Origin of the sequence: Bacteroides sp. (genome assembly GCF_028690125.1) — a bacterium.
Lineage (GTDB): Bacteria > Bacteroidota > Bacteroidia > Bacteroidales > Bacteroidaceae > Bacteroides.
The window spans coordinates 112,847-125,977 of the sequence record NZ_JAQVBV010000013.1 but is presented as its reverse complement, the minus strand read 5'-3'; the positions used below and the strand labels follow the sequence as shown (position 1 = coordinate 125,977).

The window sequence follows — 13,131 nt, the reverse complement described above, 5'->3', positions numbered from 1 at the left end:
CCTGATGTTCCAATACACGCCCGTTAGTAGAACGGAATTGAGCCTCATCAAAAGCATCACCGAATTTCTTTGCAGCTTTAGCTACTTCTTTATTGATCTTATCATCGTATTTAGCCAACTGATCTTCAACCAATACGTCAGCACGATAACGTTTTTTAGAATCTTTATTATCAATCAAAGGGTCATTGAATGCATCAACGTGTCCGGAAGCTTTCCAAATAGTAGGATGCATAAAGATGGCAGAGTCAATACCGACAATGTTTTCGTGCAACAGCACCATGCTATCCCACCAGTATTTTTTAATGTTATTTTTCAATTCAACGCCCATCTGACCGTAGTCATATACAGCGCCTAGTCCGTCGTAGATATCGCTTGAAGGAAATACAAAACCATATTCCTTACAGTGCGATACAAGTTTCTTAAAAACGTCTTCTTGTGCCATTTCTTATATCTATCTATTAATTTGAGTTTGCTTTTTTACTAAAAAGTGCCACAAAGATAGGTATTTATCTCATAAATAAGACAGCTAGGGTATTAATTTATCTTATTCCCGAACATCTTCAAAGGATTTCTCATATATTTGTAGACCGAAATACGACAATTAGAAATTGACTGATATATGTCTGAAGTCCAAAGTACATATTATGAAAGTGAATCCATGTTTCATGGATTTATAAATCATATCATGGGAACCCGATTCGACATTCTACTCATTCATACTGACCCAACATTAGCCGACAAGCTATGGTCAGCTATTGTAAATGAGTTGGAATGTTTGGAAAAGATGCTCAACCGTTTCAACCCTCAAAGTGAGGTGGCTCTTCTGAACAAACATCTTTCAGCGAATAAAACCCAAATAAGCCCAGAGCTATGGTCCATGTTACAACTTTGCCGCCAATATTACGAACAAACACTCCACTTGTTCGATATAACACTGAAAGACTTCTCACAAGTAAATTTCCATAGCGACTGTTTCATTTCTTCCAATCATCCGGATTTATCATTCGATTTTGGAGGATTTGCCAAAGGATATGCACTAAAAAAAATCAGAAAGATGATCGTTTGCGCAAACGTAAAGGACGCGTTTGTAGATTTCGGCAACAGCTCCATCATCGGTATCGGACACCATCCTTATGGAGATTGCTGGAAAGTCAGCTTTCTCAATCCATATAGCCAAACTCTGCTAAGAGAATTCGATCTTTTAAATATGGCACTTTCCACTTCCGGAAATACACGGCAATATACCGGACATATTATCAATCCGCTCACAGGAATTTATGACGAACAACGAAAAGCCAGTACCATCGTGTCCGAAGACCCTTTAGACGCCGAAGTGCTTAGTACAGTCTGGATGATTGCCAATGAACAACAACGGGAACAAATCAGCACGAATTTTAATAATATAAAAGGAACTATATATACATTATAAACCATGAAAAATAATACAGAAAAAGGTGTAGACCTTAGTCTCAGACAATTCATTAAAAGTCTGGGATGCATTGCCGGAGGAAGCGCATTATTAGCTAGTACTCCTTGGCTAACCTCCTGTACACCAGAAAAACTAAAAGAAATTAGCACTGAAAAAGCAAGGGTGGCTGTTATTGGCACAGGCTCCAGAGGACAATACCACCTTCACAACCTCAAAGAAATACCTCATGCACAGGTCGTTGCTATCTGCGATAACTATCCTCCTAACCTGAAAGCTGCACAGGAATTATTCCCGAATGCAAAAACTTATACGGATTACAAGAAATTACTCGAATCTAAAGATATTGACGGAGTCATCATCGCAACTCCCCTCAACTGGCACGCGTGTATCACACTAGATGCTTTAGCTGCCGGCAAACACGTATTTTGCGAGAAAGCCATGGCACGCACGCTGGAAGAATGCAAAGCAGTCTACGATACCTATCAGAACACTAACCAAGTGCTCTACTTCTGTATGCAACGTATGTATGATGAGAAATACGTAAAAGCAATGCAAATGATTCATTCCGGACTCATCGGAGAGGTGGTAGGAATGCGATGCCACTGGTTCCGTAATGCTGATTGGAGACGTGAGGTACCTTCACCTGAATTGGAACGTAAGATTAACTGGAGACTTTATAAAGAAAGCTCCGGCGGTTTAATGACCGAACTCGGTAGCCATCAATTGGAAGTCTGCAACTGGGCGATACACAAAATGCCAACACATATTATGGGTATGGGTGACATTGTTTTCTGGAAGGACGGTCGCGAAGTTTATGATAGCGTAAACGTGACATACCGCTACTCCAACGGAGCAAAGATAGCTTATGAATCATTGATTTCCAATAAATTCAATGGAATGGAAGAACAAATTCTGGGACATAAAGGAACGATGGATTTGTCAAAAGGATTATATTATCTGGAAGAAGATCACTCCACCACCGGTATCCGCCAATTAATAGATCAAGTAAAAGATAAAGCATTTGCCGCAATCCCTACAGCTGGTCCCAGCTGGCGTCCGGAAACCAAGATGGAATATATACCGCACTTCGTCATCGAAGGAGGTAGTAATGTCAGCAACGGTTTGAGTATGGTTGGATTTGAGAAAGATGGTTCAGACACAATACTCTCCGCATTCTGCCAATCATGTATTACCGGAGAAAAAGTGAAAGATGTTGTAGAAGAAGCCTATTGTTCTTCAGTACTTTGCTTACTGGGTAACCAATCTATGGAAGAAGAACGCTGCATTGTTTTCCCGGATGAATATAAAATACCATACATGAAATTTTAAGCCATGAAAGATATCGTCATTACTTCAAAAAAAATCAAGAGAGAAAGAAATATCTATATATTGTGCTTTGTCCTTGCCTTCATTATTAATATTATCGCTATCATTGTTTACACACGCCCATGGGTGGAAATGTTCTCCCAGATAGGCTATGTATTTGTCATCAGCCTTTTTATCTATTTCATATTGTGGATTCCGCGACTGCTTTTCATAGGAGGAAAAAGTCTTTTTAAAAAGAAGAGAAATGCACACTCGTACAAATAGACATTATTAATGTAAAATAAAACCCTGATATGAGTTATCTATTAGACAACCTATATTAGGGTTTTATTTTTGTTTCTTCAATTATTCACCGGATTCCTCTTCCCACATTTCTGCACCGGACTCTTCTCTTTCCTGTTCTTTATCAACCTTCTCCATCTCCTTCGTGAGCATATTTTCCGGCATATAGTATTTGAAAGGAATACGCACACATTTTATCTTTTTCACCTCCCTTCTAAAATCGGGATGTGCAACAAAGTATACGCGAGAGACAGATACTTTTCCCGGTGTCACTTGTTCCGGACGCTCAAACCCGGGACTTGTCAATGCCGTTTGAAAAGTTCCCAATCCATCAATGGTCACCGACTCTCCCAGGGAAAGCATTTGCAGAATGTTAGCAACCATTTCAGTAAGAATACCCTCTATCTGTCCACGATGGAAACCACTTGTTTTCTCCATCCACGCGGCTAATTCTTTGTTATTCACACCTCCTCTCTGCTGCAATTTCCTCGGTACTCCATACCACAATTCTTTTCTTTCTCCGGATGTCATATCCACTTTTTTTCGCACTACATAAGGAACTCCCATAAACTTATACTCCTTTCTTTTTTTGTTAGTAATCCAATCTTGTATGACACCCGGGTGTCAAGCATACCAAGACCCGGGTGTTGAACACGACGACACCCGGGTGTCGTACAGCACGAGACCCGGGTGTCATACAAGTTTCCAGTACTACAAAGATAAAACTTTATTGTAGGATAACAAATATTAGAAGCTACTAAAACAAATTCTTTCTAAAAACCTCATTTATTCCAGATTCCAGCTTTCATGAACTTTATTGTTCAGACATTAATAAGTAAAGGATTATATTTAATTTCAAAATAAAAAATGACAATGAAACCTATTTTCTAAACTGAATCCGACAAGAAACATCTCAAACCACAATATTTTACTTTTGCATAGTATGAAACTAAATCGGATGGATAGTCCCTAAAAAGGAGCATAGTAATTGTCCGGGTGTCTGCATACTTAACACCCGGACAAAATAAATTATTTAAGGTCCAACTTCACAGGTCCTATCAAGCCAGACTCCTGTAAAGGAGAATCACGATTATATGGGCTCATCCCAACCCAGGTTTCTTTAGCCATTTCCGGGTAGATACTGTTACCGATCAAACGATTCACCCATGTATTGACAACATCTATACGAATCGTATTTTTTCCCTGTTTCAGTGCAGATGAGATATCCAAACTGTAAGGAGATGACCATACACCGCCTACATACCGGTCATTTATCCAAACTTTAGCCATCTTCGCCACTTTACCAAGATTAAGCTCCACAGTTCTTTTAGCCATTCTAGATAAATCGACATCAATTGTGGTCGTATAAATCATATTCCCTGAGAAATACTTGATTTTCGGATCAGACATTAAAGACAAATCCTGTAGTTTAGGTAGCCGAATAGGATTGGGAACTGCCAGAGGACTTTTAAAACTAACATCCCAAGGGGAATCTATAACTATACTTTCCACAGGGTCGGAAAAGTTAGTTGCGCCCTTCACTGGTTTTCCTTTTTTACGGAACACAATGAAAGCACTTTCGAAACCTTCCAGTGTCACAGGTACTGAAGTAAGACCTCCATTCACAGAGAATTCATTAAGCGGACGGATAGTGCCATGCATCGGATTCCAAAGTTCCGGCTGCATCCCTTTTACTCTGAACTGCATGATCGTTTTCTGGCGTTCTTCACTCTGATTGGACAGGAAATAAATATCCGTATTGTTTTTTGCCGTACGATGTCCGAACAGGATGGGAGCATCGTTCTCACTTTTACAATCAACAGTCCACCCGATCGTAGCAAATAGTTCTTCGAGGCTAACTCCATTAAACACCATTCCTTTGCCATACCGACGGGAAGTAGCCTGCACGCCATCAACATTCCCCCATAGCTCGGCGGCGGCACTTGCTACCAGTCTGTCCGCTTCGGGCTGGTTCTCCAGACTTGGAGAATGCATGGGAGCAGCTCCCAGAATAATAGCTCCATCCTGTACCAATTGTTTGATCTTGAGCAACAATTCCGGACGCATACTCTTTGTTTGAGGTAGCGACAAAACTTTGTAAGAAGTTCCATGCGGTAATGTAATCATGCCATTTTTCACGAAAGCATCTCGTAAAAGTACTTCTGCGTTGATATAGTCGAACTGGCAACCAGCCGGCAAGGACGGATCTTGGATTCCCGTCATCTTGGGAACATCTTCACTGATGAAATAAGCAATGTCCGCTACATTTAATCCCTGACGAAGCATATAGTTGCAACGTTTCACATAGTTGAGAAACAGATCAATGTGAGAATACCAGGTATTTGCCCGGTTAAACTCCGTACCAAACCACGCATTAGTGCCCGGATAACGGTTTGTATCCGGTTGGTGAATATATACATGCAATAATGTATTATTGATCCCTTCCGAAAAATATTTGTCGGTACGTTGCTTGGCATCAGCTGGAACACGGGAGAATGCAGGTCCACCACTTGTGTTGGATTCTGCCGAAACTAACGGTTTGCCATAAATGTGGGCACAAGAAGAGGCTGCGCGGTTCTCGATATTCCCAAGATCATTTTCCCACGAAGGAAAGGCATTTGGCAACCAATACTCACCGCCTACTTCGTCAGATTGACCTCCATATTGCAAAAATTCGGCAGGAAATCCCCAGTGCCCATAGTTTTCAAGCCAGGTAGTCATACCATGCTTATGGCACAATTCGCGAAGTCCTCCTACGTAATCGTAAGCTATTCTGTCAGCTACAATACGTCTCATATCCCAAAGAAAGCGGTCGGATTGCTCCTTGCTACCCACTACTTTACCGAAATAGGCAGGCAAGAAAGGGAGTGCGTCATAGCCATAGCGTTCTTTGAAGCGTTCCAAAAAGTCATCCGTGAAATTCTGACCACCAGACTCATAACTATCCTGAATCACTACTTTGAAAGCCTTCCGATCTTCAGCAGGAATACGTTCCATGATTTTACCAATGAACGCATCAAAATGGCTCGCCAAATGTTTCTTACTTAATTTATCCGTCTCGAGTCCGGTTCCATCAGGACCGCCGGGATTGTTAGTGACTCCGGTAGATGTCATTCCAGTACGTACAATAACCCAGTTGCCGGCAGGTACATCCCAAGTCACAGTGCCATCAGGAGCCATGTGATCAGAAATATCTACGACTTTGGCCGGGTCGATATTTAATGAAACGTCGGTCACTTCGGGCTGTTCGCGCCACGTATAGTAATCCCATTGAGGCAATGGACCCTGAAACATTTTCGCAAAAGTTTTTGCCGCATAACTTTCAATGCGAGGAGTAGAAGACAATTCCACTTCGGCAATTCCGCCTTCATGATGTCTGTTTTTCACTAACAAACGGAAGTCGGTAGCATTCGTTTCATCTATCGTCATCACGACTGGTGCAAACGGCTGAAATCCGACAATATTGGCAAGAAAGTGCCAGTCTATGACAAAGTTAGAAAGGGTACGATATTCATTTCCTATCTTAGCTTGTAACTCAAAAGTAGCGTTAATATTGCAATGAGAAGGGTAAATAGTCAAACTTCGTGCTGTAAAATCCTTGTCAGTTTTCATATCGATGCAGTAATCCACATTCTGCGGAAGGCGGATATCCGACAAACGGTCTCCGTCGAACATCTTATCCGACTGTTCGATAGCAGGACTTACAGCGATACGCGCATTTGTTGTATTCAATACTGATTCACCGGTATCATTGACAGGGTAAGCTATTAACTTGACATCCTGAAAATCCGGATGTGGTTTTTCTAATTTTGTGCTTAACTTCTGAGGTCCTTTTACTTGTATTTCGGAACTATTCAGATAACGCATCGACTCTTCAGGTTTCACCCAAGGGCCACCTGCTTGTGTCCATCCGGGAGAGTTGAACATACCAACTTCAATGTCTAATTCACCGGCAGTTTTTACTGCTGTATGTAGTACTTCCCACCATTCATCGCTCATTAATTTCACATTGCGTCCACCGGCATAAGGATCAAAATAATTGTGACCGATGAAAACGCGGTTGATGCCAACCTTTTTCATTTCTTGCAAGTCCTTCACTACCCCTTCTTTCGATATGTTACCACACATCCAATACCAATAAACACTGGTTTTCACTTCTTCGGGTGGGGCAACAAACTCATGCTGCAAACGATTTTTCTGGGCGTATGTATTTAATCCGAAAAGGATGACCAAGAATAATGCTAGAATTTTCTTCATAATTTCTATTGTGTATTTAGAGTTATGTTTCAATATTTAATAGTTTCAAAAACGACCTGCCCTATCAATCCTGAAGCAGGAAGCGGAGAATCCGGACGATGGGGATTAATAAAACAATACACCCGGCGTTCACTTTCCGGTGCATTCAGATCACCAACAATACGATTTACCCATGTATTTACAACTTCCACTTTAATCTCATTCATGCCATTCTTCACAAAATCCGTCACATCGAGCTTATACGGGGTAGTCCACACGCCTCCTGCATATTTACCATTGATGTAAATCTTGCCCATTGCACCGACCTTATCGAAATTGATAAACATACGTTCTCCTTTACCCGCTTTCTTCAAGTTCGCATTTGTTGTATAAGTCGCCATACCGGAGAAATATTTTACACGATCATTAGACACTGTTGCCAAGTCCTGGAGTACATCCATCTTTATCGGATCAGGATTTTTAAAAGCGCTTTCAAAAGTAACATTCCAGGTACTTTGCACTTTTTGTACAGAAACAGGAGACGGGAAATTAGCTTCTACAATGTTGGCCACCGGCTTTCCTGTTTCACGAAATACCACAAACACACATTCACCTTTCTCCAATTTCATCGGTACAACCGTAGTCTTTTGTTTATGTGTGAAAGCCGGTAGCTTGCGTATTTCTCCTGTCAGAGGAACCCATAATTCCGGTTGTTTACCGGTCAATCTGAATTCTACGTCCATCGTTACAGCATAGTTTTCCTGATTAGAAAGGATATAAATATCTGTATTACCATCTTTCTGGTGTCCCTGATAAATCAATGTACCTGCCGGTACCTTACAATCGGGGGCATAGCCAAGCTGTGCAAAAAGCTCTTCGAAATTCACTCCATGACAAATTATTCCTTTGCCATACTGCCGCTGTTTCACACTCACTCCATCTACATCACCCCAAAGTTTTTCTGCAAGTTCTTTTACCTTTCGATCGGCTTCCGGTTGATTTTCCAGACTCGGTGAACGCTCAGGGGCAGGACCTAATACGATAGCCCCAGCAGCTACTAGTTCTTCAATTTTTTCAAGTAATTCCGGACGCATCGTTTTTAGCTTGGGAGGTAATACAAGCACCTTGAAAGATACTCCATGAGGTAGAACTAACCGACCGTCTTTTACGCTAAGATCACGTATGATCACTTCTGCATTGATATGTTCAAACTGATATCCTGCGGGTATCCACGGTTCCATAATCCCGACCATACGAGGAGCGTCTTCACCAATAAAATAAGCGACATCAGCCTGATACCAACCTTGGCGCATCATGTAATTGCAACGTTTAATATAAGTGGTGTATAAGTCCATCTGCTTAAACCAGATGTTATTCCGGTCGAATTCAGTACCAAACCAGGCATTCGAGCCCGGAAGCCGTTCTTCTCCCGGCTGGTGAATATAGAGGTGGAGTACTGTATTGTTAATACCATAAGTAGAATAACGATCCATGCGTTGTTTCAAATCATTCGGAGTGCGCAAATAGGCAGGTCCGGCGCTTGTACTTGACTCCGAAGAAGTTAGCTTCTTACCATAAATATGTGAGCAAGAGGTAGCTAGCCTATTTTCGATCTCACCATAAGGAGGATCTGCCCAGAATTCTCCACCCACTTCATCTGCTTGTCCGCCATATTGCAGAAATTCCCCGGGGAATCCCCAATGTCCATAGTTCTCCAGCCAGGTGGTTAAGCCATGCTTATGTGCGACTTCACGCGTGCCTCCTACATATTCATACGATATCCGGTCTGCTATAAAACGACGCAAATCCCAGAGAAAAGCATCCGAATCATGCTGGCTACTTACTACAATGCCATTCAGGACCGGTAAATAGGGCGTAGGATCATACCCATATCTTTTCGTAAAATCGGGGATCAGATTGTCTGTGAAGTTTTGTCCTCCTACTTCATAGCTATCTTGCACGAGTACTTTAAAGGTTCTTCTGTCTTTTTCCGGAATGCGTCGCAACATTTCGCCAACATACGTATTAAAATGGGTTTCAGCATGCTTCTTGCTCATTTTATCTACTTCATAACCTGTAGCATCGGGACAGGCGGGTTCATTTACGACCCCTGTAGGAGCCATACCCGTTCGGATAACCATCCATTCGCCTTCCGGAACTTCCCAGTTTAATAGGCCGTTTGCCGATAGTTTATCAGAAATATCTATCACCTGTCCGGGATTCAGAGTATATTTTCTCTCATCTTTTTCCGGTTGTTCTCTCCACAAGTATTCATCCCACGAGGGAACCTCTGTCTGGAACAATTTGGCTAACGACTTTTCTTTAAAACGTTCTACACGCGGAATGGAGGAGATCGTCAGTTCGGATATGCCGGTATTTTTATTCGTTGAAGCAAAAATCACTCTAAACTCGTTGGAGGTAGTTGGTTCAAAAGTTATCGCAACATCTGCATAGGGATCAAATCCGACTTTCTTCCAATCTCTAACACGACTAATTAGAAAGCGGCTGACTGTTTTGAATGTTCCGTCATTACCCTTTGCCTGTAGTTCTACATCCGTATGAATAGGAGCCGGAGTGGTCCGGACCACAATGCTACGTGCCGTAAACGGTTGCTTGGTGTTTATATTAATAGTAGATCCTCCTTCACCATGAAAAGACATTCCGGTACGAATGTCGCCATCCACCAAATTACTCACATTCTCCGTATATGGGGTGACAGTGATATCGGCATTTGCCATATCCAGTACGGTTCCTTCAGGGGTAGGATTTGGAAATGCCAATACCTTCACGTCTTGAAAATGTTCTGTAGGTTGAGGCAATTGAATGGAAACCCTCCCCGGTCCTTTCAATATTTTCTGTGAAGAAGCCAGATAACGCATTGTCTCTTCGGGCTTTATCCAAGGACCTCCGGACTGACTCCAACCCGGTGAATTGAATATACCGATTTCAATATCGAGTTCGGTCGCTTTCTTGAGTGCAGCATGGGTTATGTTCCACCACTCGTCACTCATAAACTCCACTTTACGGGATGCATTAGGGTCACCGGTTCCCGCACCACCGATATTGGCTATAAAAGCACGGTTGATGCCGGCAGCTTTCATTGCTTCGAGGTCTTTTATTACTCCTTCTTTAGAAATATTACCCTCTATCCAATACCAATAGGTACCGGTTTTGACAGAAGAAGGTGGATCTTTAAATTCAGCCTTCATCTTGTTTTGAGCCATACATTGTACGGAAATACTCGCAATTGCCGCGAATAACAGATAACGTGAAAAAAGGCTCAGTTGTCTCTTAAAATACATCATGTTATTTTTTAGATAGAATTGACATACATCATTTCACAAAAACATTTTTTACAGCTTTCAGATAGCCGTATCCATAGACATTGCATGGTACGAGATAACTTGTTTCTGTCCACTCGTTCCAACTATTGATGGTAATGAGAGGAGCTTGTTCGGGATGTTTGTCTACAAAGTCGCGAGCTTTTATCAGTGCCTTTTCAAAATTTTCCGGAGTATTGTTCCTGATTACAGCACTATGTCCGGTACGCGGACTGTTATCCCATCCTACACTAACATGAGGGTAATATTTGCAATCGAATACAGAATCAATGCGATACCACTCTTTTTCTGCACGATCTACAACATTGGCATACTCATCGTCTACATTAGTAAAGTGTACAAACTGATAATGAGTAGCACTTGTAAAGCCCAGCATTTTCACAAATTCATTTTCAGGACTAGTGGTTTTCCCTGCGTCAAATCCGCTATAATTAAGGTTTATTCCCCACATGGTTATTTGCAAATCCAATCCGGGGAAACCCGCTTTCTTCGTTTCCTGTGTGAACCAGTTTAATGCATCAACTGTCTCTTTAATTCCACCCAATCCTGATATCAATTGCGGGATATCATAAATCATAAATACCGGTTTGCCATCTATCTTATAATACTGAGGATGCTTAAAATATTTTTCAATATTGCGTTTGCAAATCTTTTCAAATTCCTGACGGTCTACCTTACCTGTCCAGATTACATTGTTTTCATTGACACGTGCTAGACGGGTATCCCATAAGTTTAATACATCATGGTTCGCCCACATCAGATAAAATTTCATCTTAGAAACATTATCCGCTTTCAGAAAGCCATTATCCAAAGTCGTTTCCATAAAAGGACGACCATCATACCAATACCAATCGAAAATAAAAACGTTTACTCCATGATTGGTAGCCTGTTCAATTTCCATAGACATTACTGACGGATCGGCTTCATTAATATATCCCCAAAGAGGCTTACGGTTCCAATAATGATTCGGATAACGGTTCTGTACAGTCATTACAGTTTCCCACTCTCCGATACCCATGGGCCAGAAGGGACGCAAACGGGGATCATCCGATGCATAAGCAGGATACAGAAAAGCTGCAACATCATATTTCTGCCGTATTTCTTTCTTTTGTGCTTTCAAAGAAAAGGAAATTCCAAATAGGAATAATAGTAACAAAATGTGTTTCATGAAAAATATGGGTTATTAGTGTTTATAAATTCCAGTCATTAAAATAGACTATATATATCTGACTGTTATCAATCAAATAGTTGTCATAAATATTAGTTTCAGTAAAGTTAGAAAACATCTTTCATATAGTACAATAAAATGAGCTTTTTAACTACAGGAATTGGTATCATTCCCATACATTTCTAAAAAAAAATATCAATACTGACATATAATTTTCCATTTTTGATAAAACTGATTTGTTAATTACAGTATATATATAAATGAATATTCCTGAAAATGTTTTATTTTGCAACAATTATCACTCTATCTTAATTTATACGTTCAAATGAAAATCACAGAGAGTCGCAATATCAAATATTTCAACATCAGCAACACGGATGAAGCTTGGGGGATTGTGGTTACCACTGTAGGGTATCAATCCATTCCATCTAATAGTTCATATCCTCCCTCCCAACATCCTAAATCACATCTCTTTGACCCCAAAAATGGAAGGATTCTGAAAGAATATCAACTCATTTATATATCTGATGGAAAAGGCTGGTTTGAATCTAAATCATGCAAAAGACAACGAGTGAAATCAGGAACGATGATTCTGCTATTTCCGAATGAATGGCACACCTATGAACCGGACAAAGAAACCGGATGGTTTGAATACTGGGTAGGATTCAGAGGAGAGCATATTGACAAGCGAGTAAATAAAGGCTTTTTCTCTCCCAAAAATCCGGTATTTTATTTAGGCTTTAGTTCTTCTATTATCAGATTATACGAAGACATTGCCAACTATGCGCTGCAAGAAAAAAGTGCTTACCAGCAAATCATTTCAAGTATCGTCCTTTATATTCTGGGAACAGTTTATTATAAACACAGAAATGAGACATTAAATGATTCTTTTGCCATCAATAAGATAAATGAGGCACGGGATATCATGAAGCAAGATGCGGGATATAATTATTCTCCCGAAAGTATTGCTGACAGTCTGGGAGTAAGCTATTCCTGGTTTCGAAAGAAGTTCAAACAGTACGTCGATGTATCTCCGGCACAATATCAATCTAATATGAAATTGCTCCGTTCAAAAGAGCTACTCGATATTATGAGTATGAGTATTACAGACATTGCTTACAAACTGGGCTTTGAAAACGTAAGTCAATTTTCAAAATTCTTTCGTAAGAAGACGGGAATTCCTCCTTTGCAATATAGAAAGGAAGGGCAACACTTTAAAAAATAGAAGAAAAGAACACATTTATTATATATATCATTGCATAGGGTAATATCAAAAGCGGAGATATATCAGAATCTCACAACTACTATCTTTTAGGCACGAAAATGTTATAATTCACACTATAAATTTA

Annotated in this window: 7 protein-coding genes and 1 pseudogene; 3 read left to right on the top strand and 5 right to left on the bottom strand. The window is 40.6% G+C overall.

Annotation, left to right across the window (positions count from 1 at the left end):
* Positions 1–442, bottom strand: a pseudogene (locus PHO71_RS10775) (glycine--tRNA ligase); the annotation flags it as partial.
* A 216-nt stretch (positions 443–658) separates the two neighbouring features.
* Here PHO71_RS10775 and PHO71_RS10770 point away from each other — a divergent pair.
* Positions 659–1,429, top strand: coding sequence for an FAD:protein FMN transferase (locus tag PHO71_RS10770; protein WP_300202931.1), 771 nt, complete (start codon positions 659–661; stop codon positions 1,427–1,429).
* Between the two features lie 3 nt (positions 1,430–1,432).
* Positions 1,433–2,758 carry a Gfo/Idh/MocA family oxidoreductase gene (locus PHO71_RS10765; protein WP_300202920.1) on the top strand — a complete coding sequence of 442 codons (1,326 nt, stop codon included), beginning with the start codon at positions 1,433–1,435 and terminating at the stop codon, positions 2,756–2,758.
* A gap of 342 nt (positions 2,759–3,100) precedes the next feature.
* Here the strand turns inward: PHO71_RS10765 and PHO71_RS10760 are convergent, their stop codons facing one another.
* The 4 genes from PHO71_RS10760 to PHO71_RS10745 form a co-directional block, all read right to left on the bottom strand.
* Entirely contained in the window at positions 3,101–3,604 is a 504-nt protein-coding gene (locus PHO71_RS10760; RefSeq protein ID WP_300202917.1) for an HU family DNA-binding protein, read from the bottom strand.
* A 462-nt stretch (positions 3,605–4,066) separates the two neighbouring features.
* The gene (locus PHO71_RS10755) at positions 4,067–7,294 is read right to left on the bottom strand and encodes a glycosyl hydrolase (RefSeq protein ID WP_300202914.1); all 3,228 of its coding nucleotides are present in this window, start codon (positions 7,292–7,294) and stop codon (positions 4,067–4,069) included.
* 29 nt (positions 7,295–7,323) lie between these two features.
* Positions 7,324–10,578, bottom strand: coding sequence for a glycosyl hydrolase (locus PHO71_RS10750; RefSeq protein WP_300202911.1), 3,255 nt, complete (start codon positions 10,576–10,578; stop codon positions 7,324–7,326).
* 28 nt (positions 10,579–10,606) lie between these two features.
* Positions 10,607–11,782 carry a glycoside hydrolase family 99-like domain-containing protein gene (locus PHO71_RS10745; protein WP_300202909.1) on the bottom strand — a complete coding sequence of 392 codons (1,176 nt, stop codon included), beginning with the start codon at positions 11,780–11,782 and terminating at the stop codon, positions 10,607–10,609.
* Between the two features lie 325 nt (positions 11,783–12,107).
* On the opposite strand from PHO71_RS10745, the gene PHO71_RS10740 reads away from it, so the two are divergent.
* Positions 12,108–13,007 (top strand): AraC family transcriptional regulator, encoded by a 900-nt coding sequence (locus PHO71_RS10740; RefSeq protein ID WP_300202906.1) that lies wholly within the window; start codon positions 12,108–12,110, stop codon positions 13,005–13,007.
* Positions 13,008–13,131: the final 124 nt, after the last annotated feature.

Bases quoted from the DNA above. Each gene is read 5' to 3' on its own strand.
- PHO71_RS10740 (WP_300202906.1), top strand. From the start codon at position 12,108: ATGAAAATCACAGAGAGTCGCAATATCAAATATTTCAACATCAGCAAC.
- PHO71_RS10750 (WP_300202911.1), bottom strand. From the start codon at position 10,578: ATGATGTATTTTAAGAGACAACTGAGCCTTTTTTCACGTTATCTGTTA.
- PHO71_RS10760 (WP_300202917.1), bottom strand. From the start codon at position 3,604: ATGGGAGTTCCTTATGTAGTGCGAAAAAAAGTGGATATGACATCCGGA.
- PHO71_RS10745 (WP_300202909.1), bottom strand. From the start codon at position 11,782: ATGAAACACATTTTGTTACTATTATTCCTATTTGGAATTTCCTTTTCT.
- PHO71_RS10755 (WP_300202914.1), bottom strand. From the start codon at position 7,294: ATGAAGAAAATTCTAGCATTATTCTTGGTCATCCTTTTCGGATTAAAT.
- PHO71_RS10765 (WP_300202920.1), top strand. From the start codon at position 1,433: ATGAAAAATAATACAGAAAAAGGTGTAGACCTTAGTCTCAGACAATTC.
- PHO71_RS10770 (WP_300202931.1), top strand. From the start codon at position 659: ATGTTTCATGGATTTATAAATCATATCATGGGAACCCGATTCGACATT.